Annotated in this window: 11 protein-coding genes and 1 other RNA gene; 5 read left to right on the top strand and 7 right to left on the bottom strand. The window is 42.8% G+C overall.

All coding sequences use genetic code 11. The features are described 5' to 3' along the window. Positions 1 to 27: 27 nt before the first annotated feature. Complete coding sequence (locus PCAR9_RS03780; protein WP_179982466.1) at positions 28 to 531, bottom strand: 3'-5' exonuclease; 504 nt, start codon at positions 529 to 531, stop codon at positions 28 to 30. A gap of 333 nt (positions 532 to 864) precedes the next feature. Between PCAR9_RS03780 and PCAR9_RS03775 the strand changes: the two genes are divergently transcribed. Both PCAR9_RS03775 and PCAR9_RS03770 read left to right on the top strand, forming a co-directional pair. Then, positions 865 to 2,043 (top strand): ABC transporter substrate-binding protein, encoded by a 1,179-nt coding sequence (locus PCAR9_RS03775; protein WP_179982465.1) that lies wholly within the window; start codon positions 865 to 867, stop codon positions 2,041 to 2,043. Next, the gene (locus PCAR9_RS03770; protein ID WP_179982464.1) at positions 2,043 to 4,913 is read left to right on the top strand and encodes an ATP-binding protein; all 2,871 of its coding nucleotides are present in this window, start codon (positions 2,043 to 2,045) and stop codon (positions 4,911 to 4,913) included. Before PCAR9_RS03775 ends, PCAR9_RS03770 begins: the two co-directional genes overlap by 1 nt. 6 nt (positions 4,914 to 4,919) lie before the next feature. On the opposite strand, the gene PCAR9_RS03765 is transcribed toward PCAR9_RS03770, so the two are convergent. After that, a complete protein-coding gene (locus PCAR9_RS03765) occupies positions 4,920 to 5,864 on the bottom strand; it encodes a DMT family transporter (protein ID WP_179982463.1) in 945 nt (314 codons plus the stop codon). A gap of 370 nt (positions 5,865 to 6,234) precedes the next feature. Here PCAR9_RS03765 and PCAR9_RS03760 point away from each other — a divergent pair, with 370 nt between their 5' ends. The 3 genes from PCAR9_RS03760 to PCAR9_RS03750 all read left to right on the top strand — a co-directional run bounded on the left by PCAR9_RS03760 (position 6,235) and on the right by PCAR9_RS03750 (position 11,599). Further along, positions 6,235 to 8,631, top strand: coding sequence for a TonB-dependent receptor (locus tag PCAR9_RS03760; RefSeq protein WP_179982462.1), 2,397 nt, complete (start codon positions 6,235 to 6,237; stop codon positions 8,629 to 8,631). Positions 8,632 to 8,961: 330 nt separating this feature from the next. After that, on the top strand, positions 8,962 to 10,185 hold the full coding sequence (locus tag PCAR9_RS03755; protein ID WP_179982461.1) for a hypothetical protein: 1,224 nt from the start codon (positions 8,962 to 8,964) through the stop codon (positions 10,183 to 10,185). A 163-nt stretch (positions 10,186 to 10,348) separates the two neighbouring features. Continuing rightward, positions 10,349 to 11,599: a hypothetical protein gene (locus PCAR9_RS03750; protein ID WP_179982460.1), complete on the top strand. Its 1,251-nt coding sequence runs from the start codon at positions 10,349 to 10,351 to the stop codon at positions 11,597 to 11,599. Positions 11,600 to 11,917: 318 nt separating this feature from the next. Here PCAR9_RS03750 and rnpB read toward each other — a convergent pair. From rnpB to PCAR9_RS03725, 5 genes are all read right to left on the bottom strand, one after another. After that, positions 11,918 to 12,268, bottom strand: an RNA gene (gene rnpB / locus PCAR9_RS03745) — RNase P RNA component class A. A 37-nt stretch (positions 12,269 to 12,305) separates the two neighbouring features. Then, positions 12,306 to 13,769 carry a potassium/proton antiporter gene (locus PCAR9_RS03740; protein WP_179982459.1) on the bottom strand — a complete coding sequence of 488 codons (1,464 nt, stop codon included), beginning with the start codon at positions 13,767 to 13,769 and terminating at the stop codon, positions 12,306 to 12,308. A gap of 154 nt (positions 13,770 to 13,923) precedes the next feature. Beyond that, a complete protein-coding gene (secD, locus tag PCAR9_RS03735; RefSeq protein ID WP_179982458.1) occupies positions 13,924 to 16,500 on the bottom strand; it encodes a protein translocase subunit SecD in 2,577 nt (858 codons plus the stop codon). Positions 16,501 to 16,583: 83 nt separating this feature from the next. Further along, positions 16,584 to 16,898: a hypothetical protein gene (locus PCAR9_RS03730; RefSeq protein ID WP_232091109.1), complete on the bottom strand. Its 315-nt coding sequence runs from the start codon at positions 16,896 to 16,898 to the stop codon at positions 16,584 to 16,586. A gap of 232 nt (positions 16,899 to 17,130) precedes the next feature. After that, a complete protein-coding gene (locus PCAR9_RS03725; protein ID WP_179982456.1) occupies positions 17,131 to 17,787 on the bottom strand; it encodes an NAD(P)H-dependent oxidoreductase in 657 nt (218 codons plus the stop codon). Between the last annotated feature and the right edge of the window lie 173 nt (positions 17,788 to 17,960).

Below are 17,960 nucleotides of genomic sequence, written 5' to 3'. Positions count from 1 at the left end.
TTCCCTTACTGAAAAGGCAGCACAGAATCACTTCTGAGTGAGCGCCATTGTTTTAGCATAGGTTTGCTGAATTATCATTGCATCAGAACTCGCCCGATGACGCTTTACGTCTAGTTCAGCGGAAAGACTGTTTTTGACGTCGTGCCAATTATCCATTTGAGACTCACTCAATATATATTCGAGGGCGCGGCAAGTGAACGACATTTCAATTTGCGCAACCGAGTACAGCTTTATCAGCCAAGGGTTATCTACCACCCATCCATCACTGTATACAACCGTATTCCCCAGAAAATTATTAAGCTCAACGCATACTTTATGAGGCTCCTCACCTCGTGCTTGTAACATTTGTTGAGAGATGCCGTGAAGCGATTCTGCTTTTGTATCCCAGTGTACCCAAGAGTCAAATGGCCTCAGTAGTTTGCACCACTTTGCACCATCATAGCGCACAATGCCTATTTCTATGGGGTAACTTGCCGCCCCAAATCCACTTGCTTCCACATCTATAATTGTAGGCAATGTTGTATTTCGCACTTATACTCCAAACTACTGTTCTCCTTAATTTGTGTTAGCAAAAGAGGATATCCTTCTCACTGGCACAGGTATTTTTTAATTTTTACCGTGCTCTGCGCTCTCACATAGCCGTTCACTAAACAACCATTTAGCTTCACGCCTTTTGTTCAATAGTAGAATCGTGCCACATTGGCTTATTTCAAGAAGCTTAACTCTAGAAGAAGTATAAAGGGTGTTTCATCGAAAAACTGTACACACAATGAGCAAATTTAGACTAAAGGATAATGCGTAAATAATAAAACGCTCAGCACATTGCTATACACTTTTAAGGGTAATCAATCAGGTGGCTAATCCATGCGTGTACATCTTATTTTATCAGCGCTCCTCTGCTTTATATCCTTCTTTAATTCATGCCAAGCTAAAAGTACTCAAGAGCCGCTAATTATAGGTATTGATGCAGATCTCTCGGCAGTAGCTGTAGAGGGAGGCGTTGCTATTACTCGAGGCGTAGAGCTAGCCGTCGAGGAAATTAACGCAAATGGGGGGATACATGGTCGTACACTTAAAGTGATTACGAAAGACCATCGAGGCAATCCTGCTCGCGGTATTTACAATATTGAACAGTTTGCGCAAATGCCAAATTTACTAGCCGTCATTGGTGGAGTACACACTCCTGTGGTGCTTGCGGAAATTGATATTATACATGCTAAGAATATTCTTATGTTGGTTCCCTGGGCCGCCGGCACCCCCATAGTAGACAATGATCATTCCCCCAATAACATTTTTCGAATCTCAATACGTGACGCTGAAGCAGCGTCTGTACTGATAGACTTTGTAAAATCCAGAGAATTATCTAATGTCGCTTTGGTTCTAGAGCGAACAGGATGGGGACGTTCTAACCTTGAGTCTTTAACTAAAGCGGCACAGGATCAAGGGGTAAACATTAGCGCAACCTATTGGATTAATTGGCAACAGAAAGATTTTTCTGAAGATGCTAAGGCGATAAAAGATTCGAAGGCAGACAGTGTCATATTAGTTACCAACGTGCCTGAAGGTGTGGTTGTTGTAGATGCATTGGCTGAACAAGGCCTAAGCTCGCTTCCTGTTGTTTCTCACTGGGGTATAGCGTCAGGTCAGTTCGCATCTCAACTAGCCAACCCTATCCATCAGCACGACATATCAGTTCTTCAAACGTTTCACTTCCACCATCAGAAAAATAACAAGGCTAAACAACTGTTAGAAGCCTATTATAATAAATATGGACTTATTGATGCAGCAGCTATTGAAGGAGTCACGGGTTTAGCCCATGCATATGATTTAATTCATTTAATTGCTATCGCTGCCGATAAAGCAAATAGCATACAAGTTAACGAGTTGCGCAACGCTCTAGAATCGCTCAAAGACATCCAGGGCGCTGTTAAATACTATGAAGCTCCATTCACTAAAGAAAGGCATGATGCACTTTGGTCAAAGGATTATTTTATGACGAAGATTAATGATAAAGGCCATTTGGTAACAACGGGCAAGAAATAATGCAGCATGAACCTATGAGGCTGCGTTCTTTATTGCTTTCAAGCATGATCCCAAGGCTAGCGCTACTAATAGCAGTGCTGTCTATTACGCTAGTTGCCCTTTCCTTTCATTTCATTGTCAAGCAAAGTAATGCCCTTCAGCAGCAGTCGGTAGAAGGGCTCGAGCAAGATATTAGCTTCATCGTTAGCGATACAACGCGTCAGCTAGCTGATCTAGCGGCAAACGACATTATTATTAATTCGCTGGTTGATTTACAGCAGCGAGATAATTACCTACCTATGTTTTTTCGCTCTTTAAATCTTACCCAGGCAAAAACGGTAGAATTTGCACTGTTTGATTTTGCAGGTGAGAAAGTTATCGACAAAAACTGGAGTGCTACGCTTCCCGAGTCGTTAAGCAGTGCTTGGCGTCAGCAAACGCTTGGCTCATCAAACACCTTTTCGTCCGTATCTAAATACGGAGTAGTCATCAGCGTTCCCGTTCTGCTCAATGGCGTCTCTGAAGGTGCCCTTGTCATGTACGTCGATAGCCTTCAATCATTACTCGCGCCCTACCCTAGACTTACTAACCAGTTAGTCACAGATTCAAACGGAAACGTACTATTTAGTAGCGAGCCCTCTTTAATAGCGCCAAACTCAAGCTTTTTAGCGTTTAATCAAAGTGGCTATTCTATTAAGCAAACCAGCTGGAAGAATCTTCAGTTATACAGCGTTAAACCAACTATTACTGCATACAGAGAGGTTGCCTGGACAGGTATTGTTTTACTAGCAATGGTTGTGGGGTTCATTTTCATTATATTGCATATGGTGAGTATGACCGGAACCTTGGCCGAGCGAACCCTTTCAACGCTTTATGACGATATTAAAAATCGCCTTAACAGTGACAATACAACGTCTTTAAACAATGAATCGCAAATTGAGGCAAAAGAGTTAGCCGACATTCGAGCCGCTTTCGATAAGCTTATCTGGGACTTGACCGAGGTATCACTCTCTAACGAGCAATTTTCCAATGTATTAGAATCGATGGGCGACATGCTGGTCGTGGTCGATCAGAATCAAGAAATCCTCATTTCAAATAAACGCTTCGACATTTTTTGCGATGACCAATACGGTGAAAAGAACGCAATATTAAAGCTGATAGTACGGAAGTTATCAGCAAAGCAGAGCGATGAGCTGACGCACTTTTCAGTTAATTCGGGCAAAGAACGTTATATTCGTTGGACAAAAGCATCCCTTGCTGACGCAAATGGCAATATTCGTGGTGATATATATGTAGGAAGTGACGTTACCGAGCAGCGTGCATTAGAAAGCCACGTAAACGTGCTTACCCATGCCATGGATGAAGCGACTGTTTCAATTATTATTTCTGACGTTAAACGGGTCGGACAGCCAATTATTTATGTAAATAGTGCGTTTGAAGAATTAACTGGCTACAAACGAAGTGAAATGATCGGGCACAACTGTCGCTCTATGCAAGGTGACGAAACCAGTAAGCAAACCGTTGAGCAAATACGAAAAGCCGTTGCGACACGTGAGCCTATAGAAACTACACTACTTAACTACAGAAAAGACGGCAGCGCGTTTTATAACCGATTAAATTTGACCCCAGTCAAAACCAATGGCGAAGTGACGCATTACATCGGTTTTCAACAAGATGTTACGCAGCAGCGACAAACTGAGCAATACCTTCAAGAAGCGAGAGACAAAGCCGAGGAGTCTGCTCGACTAAAATCCAGCTTCTTAGCAAGTATGAGCCACGAAATACGCACGCCTATACACGGCATATCTGGTGTTTTGCAGCTAATGGCGAACTCTGAACTTACTGAAGAGCAGAAGCATTACCTTTCACTCGCTAAGTTTAGTATTCAAGGCCTTTTACATATCGTAAATGACATTTTAGACTTTTCTAAAATTGAAGCAGGGCAGCTACAAATCGAAGATAATCCTTTCGATATTTTGGAGTCCCTTGAGAATCTTCAAAGTCAGTACGCCATCATGTGCCAAGAAAAAGGCCTTGAGCTACATTTCCACTTTGATTTACAGGGGTTCCACGTTGTACAAGGTGATGACGTGCGTTTCAGGCAAATTTTGTCGAACTTGTTGGGCAACGCCGTCAAGTTTACTGACACTGGATACATTGAAGTAACTACTAGTATTAAACAAGACGCAGACGACAGCCTTACACTTTTATGTAGCGTAAAAGACACGGGAATAGGTATTGCGCAAGATAAGCAAAGCACTATTTTCGATGTCTTCACGCAAGAAGATCTATCAACTACCCGCAAGTTCGGCGGAACCGGTCTAGGTTTATCAATTAGCAAGCAACTTTGTGAACTTATGGGTGGCAACATAAAACTTGAAAGTGTAAAAGGTCACGGGAGTACGTTCTCTTTCACTATTTCTCTTGAGCCTGCAGATGAGACTTTGCTAGTCCCTGTGCACCACGCGTCCTCGTTAAAACGAGAAAAAGGTAAAAAGCGTAAAGTACTTATTGTTGAAGACAACGATATCAATCAGATAATCGTGAAACAGCACCTAAGCAACCATACTACCCTTAGCGCCAAGTCTGGCTTAGAAGCATTAGAGGCACTGAATAAAATGAAGGTGACCTTTGATGTCATCTTGATGGATTGTCAAATGCCAGAAATGGATGGTTTTGAAGCAACTAAGCGCATTAGAAACGGGGAAGCTGGAGAGCGTTACCTAAACGTTCCGATAATCGCTCTGACCGCAAATGCAATGAAAGGTGATAAAGAACGCTGTGTTGAAGCGGGAATGGACGATTATTTAAGTAAGCCCTTCGATGCTGAAGACCTTATCGATAAAGTCGATCACTGGGCAAGTACTGAAAGGAATAGTGAATTGATATAAATAAGGCTATGCCGCTGCTTTTCTGCCATAGCGCTTTAGTGCAAAAGGAAATTTAATCGACTGGATTAAAAGGCAAAGACACACTAGCGTCATGCCAACCCACCCCACCGGCTTGAACACTTCACCAATAAGGAAGATAGCGAAAAGTGTCGCAACCAATGGTTCTATTAGTGTGATAAGCGTGGCTTTACTGGCTTCAGTAGTGCGAAGACCATAGCCAAACAGCAAGTATCCAAGAAACATTGGCACTACGGCCATATAAAGTGAAACACTCGTGTGAATAGCGTTAGCAAACAGGTTATGACCGGTAAACCAAAGAGAGGGCAATAAGACTAGCGCAGCACAGCCGAATAACCCGGCCATAGCAGATTTTGAGTTTGCACCAGTGTCAATGTGTTGCTTTGCAGCCCATGAATACCCCGCGTAAGTTAAACCAGCAATTAACCCCAAAGTAACGCCGAATATCTGTTTATTATTAGACGCTGATAGCTCCAACGCCCCCTCAGCTTTGCCTATAGCTAACAGGCCAATTCCCAATGCGCCGAATATAAAACTTATAAACCATTTTAAGGATACGGGCCTTTTACTTAGAAAATACTCTAGAAGCGCCGCGAATAAAGGTGCACTAGCAATAGATACTACAGTACCTATTGCTACACCCGATAAGCGCATAGCGCTGTAAAAAGCGAGCGGATAAATTGCAACGCAAGCACTACCAAATAAAAAGGTGAGTGGTTTAGCCAATAGAACTCGTGCATCTTCTATTAACGATTTTCTAGCATTTAAGCAAAGCAGTACACCACCTATCCCCATGGCAAACGCACCAATGGCCAGTGGGCTGATTTGGGGCGCAAACTGTGCTGCAGTACCTGTTGTCCCCCACAGAAAACTGGCAACAACAATTGCTAGCATACCTTTTAGTAATTCATTGGCTCTTACTGGCTTTTCCATTGCACTTCTCTCGTATGACTTTCGTTTTTGCTCTTCGGTTTGGGTAAGGGTTTTGCCCTTTGACTATCTTTTCATCAGCCGTTTGCTAGAACTAAGATATTTTTATGTAAAAGCTAAACCTCATCTAAGCGGGATCATACCTAGATTATTTGCGATGTAATTAGCCTAATAGACACTTATTTTGACCTTTTAGACGCATTTTCAACGCCAAAAAGACAATTAACAAAAAAGAAACATAATGAAATGCAAAACACCTTACACTACTAAAGTAGAAATATTTATCTCCCAACATATAGAAAAAGCCAACATTTTTTGCCACATTACACCCTTGCCTAATAACAAAATAGAAACAACCACCTTGGATGGACTTATGTTTAAAATAAAAAAACCGTCGTTTAGACGAAGCACGCTTAGCGTTGCAGTAATGGGACTGCTTAGCTCTGGTGCAATTGCACAGGACACACAACAAGCGGATGATGATGACTTTGAGCAAATTATAGTAACGGCAACAAAGCGCGCTGAATCCATTGAAGACATTCCTTTTTCAATTAATGCACAAACCCAGCGAGACTTTGAGCGCAGCGGCGCTGGTAATTTGGAAGACGTCGCTAGAAACGTAGCGAGCGTCTCTATTCAAAATTTGGGACCGGGGCAAAGTCAGGTTTCAATGCGTGGTGTATCGGCAGGGCAAATAGTACGAGACCAACCTGGCGTTAAAGAGCAAGTTGGTGTCTATCTTGATGAAAGCGTTATTTCATTATCTCTGTTTACCCCAGACCTCGATCTTTTTGATCTTAACCGCATAGAAACCCTACGTGGGCCGCAGGGTACACTTTTCGGCTCGGGCTCTATCGGCGGGACTCTTCGTTACATTACCAACCAGCCTGAATTAGACACATTTGAAGGTAAGTTTGAAGCTAACCTTAACAGTGTGACAGACGGCGGTGTTGGCGGTCATGTAAAAGGTATGGTCAACGTACCAATCTCAGATACAGTTGCTATGCGTGCAGTGGTATATCGCACCGATTATGCGGGGTTTATTGATGCCCTTGGTGAGAACGGCGCGTTTAGGGAGGACGTTAATGACGGTGACAGAACTGGCGGACGTGTAGCGTTTGTTATCGCACCTAATGATAAACTCACCATAACGCCACGACTTATTTACCAAGAGCTCGAGATGAACGGGTTTAACAGGGAAGAAGTCTACAACGTGTTTGCAAACCCTTACACTACGACACGCCCTGCTATTCAATTGGGTGAGCGCGAACAGTATCTTTTGCTTGAGGAAGGGTTTACTGATGAAACCTTGATAGCTGATATAACCGCTGAATATCAAGCTGATGTTGCCGACTTTACCTTTGTTTATAGCTATACCGACCGAGATATACTGGTTAGCCGTGATGCCAGCGCACTCTCCGGTTCGGTGAGTATCGACTTAGGTTTCCCGGATGAAGCCGTATTATTACCGTCGAACTTATTGGATAGAACCGAAGTAGAGCAAGACACCTTTGAGCTTCGCGCCGCGTCTAATGACGATGGTGCACTAGACTGGTTAGTTGGCGCTTTCTACTCTTCAACTGAACGCGTTTACGATCAGTCACTTCCTACCCCCGGCTATGATGCGTTTACAGATGCTACATTAGGTGAAGGAACGTCGGCAGCGGTTTCCAATGGCTTTGAGGCCGATTCGCCGTACAACGCCTACTTGCCTTATGACCTAAAGCAGCTTGCTGTGTTTGGTGAAGTGAACTATCAAGTTAACGATGACTTCAAAATGACCGTGGGCTCTCGCTTTTACGATTATGAAGAAGAGCGCCAATTTATTTCCGGCGGCTTGTTTGCCAACGGCGACAACCAAACTGATTCGACAGAGTCAGACGGCTTCACATCACGCGTAATTGGTCAGTATAGCCTGAATGAAAACGTGAATTTAAATGCCCAAGTATCGCAAGGCTTTAGACTTGGTGGTGTAAATGACCCGCTAAATAGAAGCTTGTGTACCGACCAAGACGAAGCCATCTTTGGTTCATTCCAAGACTATGACGATGAAAAACTCACTAACTATGAGATAGGCATGAAGTCGTCAGGACGGGGCTGGACAGCAAACGTGTCAGCTTTCTACAACGACATTGAAGACCTTCAAGTTACCTTAGATGCGGGTTCTTGTTCTTCACGGGTGTCATTTAACGTACCTGAAGCCCATACCCAAGGTATTGAATTTGAACTTACACGTCAGTTTACCGACCAGCTATTTTTCTCATTAACCGGAAGCATTATCGAAGCTGAGTTCGATTCAACGGTTGTTGACGGCGATGGTGCGGTGCTAGGTGGCGTTGAAGATGGCAACCGTTTGGCCTCAGTACCTGAAGAAAGCTTCGCTATCGCATTTACCTATGATTTAGCGCAGCCTTTATTCTCGTCAAACAGCACCTACTTCCAAGGCTCTTATCAATACGTGGGCGACCGCATTACACAACCTAGTGATCAAGTTGCTGGCGCAGGCACCTTCACATCAGGGCTTGCCTTTGGTGGTGCAACCGGTACAGAAACAACAGAGTTAGATTTGTTGCTAGACGACTACGGTACAATGAATATGAGCTTTGGTCTTACCTACGATGACTACGAAATCTTGCTATATGCCAACAACCTGTTTGATGAAAACGCACAGCTTTCGTTTGATAGAGAACGCGGTGGACGTGCTCGACTTGGGTTTACGGTGAACCAGCCTCGCACAGTAGGCGCAACGTTCCGCTACTTCTTCCAGTAACGCGCGATAAATGTCTCTGCCTGAGGGTTAACTTTCAGGTAGAGGCTTCACCTGATTAAGAAAAATGCCTCACCTAAAAGAGCTTTTGAAAAGTCATTTTGGAAAAGAGTGGAGTTGGCCGTAAGCCGTCTAAGTTATATATGTGCGTAGAAAATAGCAGTTGCAGTTAACGTGTAGAATAAAAAGTGTGTTATAGCTTGTGTGCACTTACAATTTGTAGCTTTTCAACCCAACATTGTATTGTCTACGGTAGATGGTAGTGTTATTACTTAAGTCAAAGTTGAATTCAATTTAGGAAAACCTAGGCTTCGAATATAAGGAAATAATTAAGTGTTAAGTTTCTTGAATGATAAAAGAGACAAAATATTTCTAAGTGCAGCTCAAGAGCGTGTTAATTGGATTTGCGATAGCCTTTATCCTGATTTGGATTTCCAGACCGCTGAAAAGACATGTTCAAACACATATAGATATTTGGCTGGGATCCAAACAGAAAAACTCCCCCTAGACGATATCACACACTCAGTTATTAGCTGGGCTAAAACAGATAAATTTTTAAAAGATCAGTTTTATTTATTTTGGCTTTCGAAAGCCAATAGAAGCAAGTCTGAATCCACAAGAGAATATTTAATAAAATATTCATTAAAATACAAAACAGAAGAAAACCTTTATTATACGGACTTAAAATCAAAGCGGAAAGAGTCACGCAATCATTTCAAATCAATGTTAAAATCACGTCTTGCTAAAGATAAAGAAAAGATAAAAAATGAAAAGGCGGCGATAATTTCTAATAGCTTATCTGAATTCAAATTCAATATACAAAGTATGATAAGCTTATTCACAGTCCTTCTTGTTATTGGCGGCTATTACTTCCACACGCGAACTTTTGATTATTTAGGGCTACCACCAGATGGAATTTTAACAATTTCAGATTATTTATATGGAAACCTCACCACTATTTCCTATGCTTTTCTCTGGTCATTACTTCCCGCAACCATGATGATATGGGGTGTGGGCGATTCAATAGAGCGCAGTATAACTAACACACACCGAAATGATAAAAGTGATAAAGTAGTTTCTTTCGTTTGTGTGGTTATAATTCTAGCCAATGTCACTGCTTTTCTTATGTTTCTTGAAGATACTAAGCGAGGAAATTCACAATTTGAAAATATTCTCATGCTTAATGTGATGGCAGTGCTTCTTTCACTACTAGGAAAAATTCCTTTTCACTATTTCAGAACACCAATTAAACCAATTATATTGACCCTTGTTTTCGTCTGCTATTTTTTTCAGATACACACAAAATCTGAAGAGAAGATTCAAAACTTGAAAAGCGATAACTACGAGCACGAATATACCATAAAGGTAGATAATCAAACATCAATAGAAAATACGAAGATTGTAAGTATAGGCGAAAAATATACTGTATTAATTGACAACAATAAAAACGGAAAAATCATACCGACAACCAATATTAAAAGTATAGAAAAAAACACGAAGTTTCGTAGAGACCCAGATTTTTTTGACCTTATATTTAAAATATTTTACAGCCTATAAATAAAATTGATCTTGAGGAGAAAAACGTCGTTAAATACATAAGGATAGATAGACACCATTTTTTTACATGGATTAGCCATCATTTGATCGGACAGGCCTGATAACAACATGGTATCTATTCTGACAGCATCTGACATATCTTTGGGACGCAAGGACAAACGCTGTGATATCAAGAGGAAAAAGCCTGAAGGGCTCAGTAAAAGCTGTTTTAGAATTCATAGAGAAGTTTATTGCTGTCAAAGATGAAAAATCTATGTCGTTATCTTCTATGGAAGTAATCACATACTATGCAATCCTGGAAAAGACAGTAGACTTTGACCTATCAATATCCGACTATGAAAAGAGCGATATTGTTCGACAAGCGATTTACGACTCTATTAAAGATGGGGGCTTGAACGAAAAATCTTTTTTTAAAAATTTCAATAGACGTCACTTAGAAGTTTTAAATTCAGTTATTCTTTCATTCAGGGTTATTACGCAGCTATCTATCGATTCACAGTTATTGCCAAATGGGCTTAATTTTACTCTAAATGGAGTTAGAATTAAGTTGATGCGCTCACTTCCAAAAGCTTATCAAAAGTCTAGAAAAATAGAAGAAGATAATATAGGTAATTATCACGGAAAGGCTTCTACACCTCATGATGTCTACTGTGTAAGTTATGTGTCAGCCCGCTCACCTCAAGAAGCATATCACAAAGCTTTTCATCAAATTGAAATAGTAAGGGCAGCGTTAAACTTCTCTTACAGTCTCAAGAGGAAACACCTCATTAAATCCTATGGGCCTGAAAACTATGTATTTTCAGGACCAACACATACAGTTCACTCTAAAGATGGTGAAGCTTTTTCAGACCTAACTCACTATGAACCTGAATACACGAGGAGCAATAGAAAAATTACTAATTTGCCCAACGCGAACTTATTTACTAAAAATTGTCTCCATATCGTAAACCGAGTGAAGACTCTTAAAATTGGGAAGTGGGTGGGTCATGGACTAACAATGTATGTTGAAGCTTTGGACATTGCTAACCCGAAACTCTCGTTTACAATGCTCTGGAGCGTATTGGAATATTTCACCGTCACTGACTCCAATTACTCTGATACAGTAAAAAAAGCATCTTCAATTTGGAACGATCACGAATTAGTTAAGAGCTTATTGCTTGTATTAAGAGAATCAAGGAATGATTTTGTGCATAAAGGGGTAACGTCGAAGACAAGTGCAGATTACTTAGAAATCTTAAGAGGGATTCTAGATGAACTTATTTTGTTTACGATTAATATCCCTAAAGAATTAGACGATTTGGCTGCTCTTGAAGAATATTTAAATCTCCCTCGCTCGAATGCCGAACTTAACGCTAAATTGTTAGAAACGAAAAAGCAGGCTTCGCTGATACAACTAAAACTAAAAACCTCGTAGTTTGATAGATCTTTGTCTAAGCCTCTCAGTCTCCCTTAATCAAGTGATTCTTTTTGCATACGCTCTCTACTCCCCTGCGATTTTATATTACCTAAAATCGTACTCTCTAGTTCAAATGCTTCAACTCGACAACTAGTACGAGGCGACCTACAAACAGTTAGGTAATTTGTGGCGTAAATTAAAATGATAAGTCTTTCCACGCTGTATAGTGTGTGGAACTGATAAGTGTGACATGATGTGTGACGCCTCTGCGACAATGAGGCTTAGAGCATTCTATACTTACCAGCAAAGCACTAATAAACATAGATTTTCGAATTAGAGTGGAGTTGGCCGTAAGCCGGGTTCTGTCGTGGGCAACCATTCCTCTAGATCAGCAATCGCTCACTGATTCAAGCAACCTACCCGATCCCCATGCGGGCCACACGTTAAGGGATCCTATTTGGTCTTGCTCCGGGTGGAGTTTACCTTGCCACACTCTGTTACCAGAGGTGCGGTGCGCTCTTACCGCACCCTTTCAGCCTTACCGGCATGTAAACATGCTTAGGCGGTCTTCTCTCTGCTGCACTTGTCGTCGGCTCACGCCGCCCAGACGTTATCTGGCACCCTGCCCTTTGGAGCCCGGACTTTCCTCCCCTTTCTTACGAAAGCGGCGATTGCCTGGCCAACTCCGCGGCGCATTCTACATGAAGTGCCCTACAATAGCACCCTATTCCTGCTCGTTATAAAAGCATTGTTCAACGGCGTTTTTATCTAGCAGTTTAGTGATAATAAATATTTGATCACCCGATTCTATTTTGGTGCTGCCTTTAGGTATAAGAGTTTGTTCACCACGGGCAATCATCGCCACTACCGTATTGTCAGGAAGCGATATTTCACTGATGGTTTTGTTCAAAGCCGGCGATAACTTAGATACTTCTATCTCTATAAGTTCGCGCTTACTTTTGGCAACTTTAACAATTTCTAGCGTACTCGATTCCTTTACTTCATCATTTAGCACTAAACCTAACTTGCGCGCTGCGAAAGGTAAGGTTGAGCCCTGCAACAAGGCGGAGATAAGCACAATAAAGAACACCACATTGAAAATAAGCTCAGCGTAAGGCATACCAAATATCAGCGGGAAAATAGCTAAAATAATTGGCACCGAACCTCGCAAACCCACCCATGATATAAGGAGCGATGCTTTAAACGAGAACTTCGAGAGCAGCAAAATAGGCATAACCACCAGCGGGCGCGCAACAAAGATAAGCACAAACGCAATAAGTAAGCCTTCCTTCCAGTTTACGAAAAGCTCGGTGGGTGTAACGAGCAAGCCGAGGATAACGAACATGGCAATTTGCCCCAACCAAGCCAACCCGTCGAGAAACACAAAGGTATTACGCTGATATGCAAAGCGGCTGTTCCCCACGATGACGCCCGTAATAAAAGTAGCCAAGAATCCACTGCCATTTAAGTTTGCTGCTAAACCAAAAGACAATACCCCAAATAACATCACAAATACCGGGTACAAGCCTATGGCCATTAAAGTTACACGCCTAAAAAGCCACACAGCAATACCGCCTATTGCAAGGCCAACTGCTGCGCCAACGCCCATTTGGCTAGCAAATAAAGAGAGCAAATCCAAGGGTTTAGTCGTGCTATCTTGAATAAGCGTAATAAGGCCAATAGTGAGGAATATGGCCATAGGATCGTTCGACGCACTTTCAAGCTCTAGCGTCGACTTTATCTTAGCGGGAATGCGTATACCTGCATTGCGCAAAACCGAAAATACCGCCGCAGCATCGGTTGACCCCACAATAGCGCCAAGCAATAAACCTTTATAAAGCGGTAAATCAAGGATAATCATGGCCGCCACACCGGTAAGCACCGCTGTCCCCACAACGCCAAAGGTGGCGAGCAAAGCCGCTGGCTTCCATGCTTGAAGTATGGACTTTTTAGATGTTTGCAGTCCGCCATCAAATAGAATAAGGATGAGAGCAAATGTACCTATCGCATGGGCGGCATCGGCATTATCAAAGAAAATTCGGCCAATCCCATCTTCACCAGCCAGCATACCAACGCCAAGGAATAGCACCAATACAGGTACGCCAAAGCGCGGAGACAGCTTACTGGCCAGCACACCTAAAATGGCCAGCACTGCGCTAAGTAAAATAATGTGATCAACTGCAAACATTATACGTTCCTTATTGCCACTGATGCATGCTTACGCAAAACTGGAAGTACGCATCAAGGGTTCCTGTTAATACTGCTACCTTACCGCGTTTTCTTACCAAAGTATTGAGGTACAAAAACGCGGCAGGGTAATAAAGTTAAGGAACTCGTGTCGCCTAAGGGATGTGCGACAACGAAGCCTTAATTTCTTCGGCAGTGGGCTTTAACTGTGCTTTGCCCTGTTTCTCCCTTCTACTGCCCAATAGGTACAATAATGTAGAGGTTATAAACAAGGTCGAAGACGTGCCAATTACCACAGCAAAAACCATAGGCACTGCAAAACTTTCTACTGCGTCACCACCAAATAAAGCCATTGGAAGCAGCGCTAACAGCGTGGTGACGGACGTAAATACCGTTCGACTTAATGTGCTATTCACCGCTTCGTTGATGGTGTTTGCTAAAGGTTTGGTTGGGTCTAAACGTAAGAGTTCGCGGATACGATCAAGCACCACTACTTTATCGTTTATTGAATAACCAATAAGCGCCAATAACGCTGCCACTGCGGTTAAGTTAAACTCGATACCGGTTAACGCGAAAAAGCCTATGGTTTTGGTTAAATCCAGTAACACGGTAAGCAGTGCTGCCGTCGCGAAATGCGCTTCAAAACGCGCCCATAAGTAAACCAACATGCCACCACCGGCTATAAGCAGCGCAAGAATAGATAGCTCCGCGAAACCTCCGCTGACTTTCGGTCCAACCATATCAACTTTATCAAAACTTACCTGGTCGTCAGCCTGTGAAATCGCACGTTTTAGTGCGTCAGTCTGCTTTGCATTGCTAATATCAAGCTCCTCATTGCTATCGAGAACAGGAGCGCGCAATAAATAGTGATGCTCACTGCCATATTCTTGAATGGCTACCTGATCAAAGCCATTACTTTCAATGACATCTCGTAACTCATCAGTCGAGAGCGTTGGCGCGGTCAGCTCAATCATGGTGCCCCCGGTAAAGTCGACACCATAATGTAAACCTGGTTTGGCAAATAATCCGATTGAGAGCACAGTTAGTACTACCGAAATAGTTAATGCAACTTTGCGTTTAGCCAGAAAATTAATACCGCTTAGCTTATCGCTCAAGCGCAGTAGCGGTGATGAGAAGCGTAGTGGCAGGCGCTGCTGCGCGCGATCTTGCGTATTTTTTTGCTTCGACTTAACCACTCTAAGCATAAGCATTTTAGTTAAGGCAACCGCAGTAAATACTGAAGATACAAGCCCAAGGGCAATGGTGATAGCAAACCCTTTGATAGGCCCACTACCAAACATAAACAGCAAGCTCACCGCTATAAGCGTAGTGAAGTTTGAATCTACTATTGTTGCGAATGCTTTTTCAAAGCCCACTTCGATTGCACTGGCTGCAGGGCGGCCTTTTTTACTTTCCTCACGTATACGTTCATTAATTAAAATGTTTGCATCTACCGCCATGCCCATAGTCAGAATCAAGCCTGCAATGCCAGGTAATGTGAGTGTTGCGCCAAATAAGGTTAACGCACCAAACACCAATGCCATGTTGATGCACAGAGCAAAGCTTGCAATAGCCCCCCATCTGCCATAAATCGCTACCATAAATGCTAAAACTAGCAACGCACCTGCTATACCGCTTTCTACACCGGTTTGAATAGCGTCGCTACCTAAATCAGGCCCAACCGTACGTTCTTCTATAATATCAAGGGGCACAGGTAACGCACCGGTGCGAAGCATTAATGCGGTATTACCTGCCTCGGGCAACGTAAAGTTACCGGTAATTTCTCCTCGTCCGCCTGGGATCACGCTGTTAATAACCGGGGCGGTTACCACTTTGTCGTCAAGAACAATAGCGAGCACGCGGCCAATATTGTCGCGGGTCATAGTGGCAAACTGCTTAGCACCGGCACTGTCTAAACGAAAGGTCACTACAGGCTGACCGGTTTCGCTACTTAAAACACCGGCCGCGTCAGTGATATGTTCGCCTTCTAGCGCCACTTTTTGTTCCAAGCGATAGGAATTACCCGCCCCATCCTGCTTGCTCATTACTTGTTCTGAGCGGCTGTTTGCAGCCCAATGAAAGGTCATTTGTGCTGTAGTACCCAGTAGCTTTTTAACCTGGGTGGGGTCGGACATACCTGGCATCTGAACTAAAATCGCGTCTTTACCCTGCAAGGTAACACTGGGCTCGGTAAGCCCGGTTTCGTTCAAACGCTTCCGAACTACCTCAACACTTCGGCTTAACGTATCTTTAACCAATTGCTCTGAATAGAGTTCGTTTAGTGTAAGAGTGACGGTGTTTTGCTTTATTGCAACATCAAGTGCACTTGCTCCGTTCGGTTGAGCGGAAACTTGATAAGCAACATCTTTAACCTTTCTAGCATCGTCGACATTGCGCAAGGTAAATACAACGCTTCCAGCATTATCTTCACTACTCGTCTTTGAAGAAAGCGAGTGAGATGTTCTGGTATAGCGTACGTTTTGAGTACGTAATTCGCTAAGTACATCGCTGGAAAAACTGCTCAGTTGCTTCTTGAACAATGCGTCGGTGTCTGCTGCTAAGAGCAGATGCGAACCACCCTGTAAATCTAAGCCTAATGAGAGCGTGCTAGTAGTGTACCAAGTGGGTAACTGCTGTTTAACTGATTGTGGCAATATATTGGGCGCAGCGCTCAGTAAACCGAGTATAACGATGAGCACATACACAAAGCCACGAAATGAAAATCGTGTCATTTTAAATCCTGAATAATTAAGTTTTAAAACGCTTGAATGAGAAGCAAAGAAGCTTTGCTTTCACGTTAGCGCGTGTAAAGGGGTTAACTCAGGATGGTAGGTGGACCTCTAGGGCTCGCTTTTACCCACGTTTTATCAGTAAAGAAAGGGCCTGCTGATGGCACCTTGGTGGATGACGCTTTGTAGAAGGCAAAGTTTAGCGATGCCGATATTAAACCTGGCGGCTCTGCGTCGGTAAGCTTTTCGCCTTTATCATCGGTTAGTTTAGTTGTGCTAAACCTAAGAGAGTAGCTTTGCGTGCTGTGAACAAACTTGGCCAGTGGAGACTGCGACGTAACTTCAGCATTATTCGCTACATCAGGTGTCTGAAAACCCGTACTAACAATTAGATACGACAATACCCACGCCACAAGAAACGGCGTAAATGAAGAAGGGCTATAGCGTTTTATAAAAGCGCGCACGATATTTAGGCTGGTTTTATTAATAATACTATTTCAGTCAAGCGAGTGAGATGGGGGCGGACAGATTATTTTCAACGCTAGTTTGCACGAGTCTTAAAAATAAAAGAGCGCCGTTAAAGGCGCTCTTTCACATTTCATACTTAAAACAGCTGGCTGTTCTATAAGAGGGTTAAACCACTGCAATTACGTCATCTTTTGGCAATCGGGCCTTAGGTAGGCCGTGGTTCCAGTCTTGCTCGGTATCAGGGTAGCCCATAGCCAATGCCACTTCACAAACGTGGCCGTCTAGTTCGTCTTTGAATAGTTCGCCAAGCAAATCAGGATCCACACCTTCCATCGGTGTAGAGGCGATACCCAAACGAGCCAACGTGTGCATTGCATTTCCAAGTGCAAGATAAACCTGCGCTTTAGTCCATGCTGCGTTGTTACCATTTTCATCGGTATTCGCTTCAGCGAAGGCATAAGCACCCATAAAGTTTTCACGCATATCTTCAGGTAAATGACCAGAAGCGACTTCTGCATCTACACGTTTAACAAACTTTTCTTTAGTGAATTTAGGGTCGTAAGCAAACAAAATAGTATGCGACGCTTCTTTCGCGTGAAGCTGGTTAAACTGATGCTTATTTTCAAAGCTATCGTGTAGACGCTGTTTCGCTTCGTCGCTTTCTACTACAACAAACTTCCAAGGCTGAGAGTTGATAGAAGACGCTGATAGACGCAAAGCTTCAAGAATGGTAGCAAGGTCGTCAGCTGAAATGCGTTTGTTAGCATCGTACTTCTTAACTGTATAACGCTTGTTTAAATCTTCGATAATTGGATGAGACACAACTAACTCCTCAATATATAAATGGGAACAATCTAAAAGTTGTGCGTATGGTATTGATTCACCTTTTCAATGATAAGCCCTCTAATAGCTGAATCAGTTTCAAAATATTTTTGAAACTGTGATGAATCCTTACAAGTTAGGGCTTATTTCTGCTTATTTTCCAAACACACAAA

This window comes from Alteromonas macleodii (genome assembly GCF_903772925.1).
GTDB classification, from domain to species: domain Bacteria; phylum Pseudomonadota; class Gammaproteobacteria; order Enterobacterales; family Alteromonadaceae; genus Alteromonas; species Alteromonas macleodii_A.
This window is presented reverse-complemented; position numbering and strand designations above follow the sequence as displayed.

Excerpts from the sequence above, each read along its gene's own strand:
- PCAR9_RS03775 (WP_179982465.1), top strand. The coding sequence starts at position 865 with ATGCGTGTACATCTTATTTTATCAGCGCTCCTCTGCTTTATATCCTTC.
- PCAR9_RS03770 (WP_179982464.1), top strand. The coding sequence starts at position 2,043 with ATGCAGCATGAACCTATGAGGCTGCGTTCTTTATTGCTTTCAAGCATG.
- PCAR9_RS03765 (WP_179982463.1), bottom strand. The coding sequence starts at position 5,864 with ATGGAAAAGCCAGTAAGAGCCAATGAATTACTAAAAGGTATGCTAGCA.
- PCAR9_RS03760 (WP_179982462.1), top strand. The coding sequence starts at position 6,235 with ATGTTTAAAATAAAAAAACCGTCGTTTAGACGAAGCACGCTTAGCGTT.
- PCAR9_RS03740 (WP_179982459.1), bottom strand. The coding sequence starts at position 13,769 with ATGTTTGCAGTTGATCACATTATTTTACTTAGCGCAGTGCTGGCCATT.
- secD (WP_179982458.1), bottom strand. The coding sequence starts at position 16,500 with ATGACACGATTTTCATTTCGTGGCTTTGTGTATGTGCTCATCGTTATA.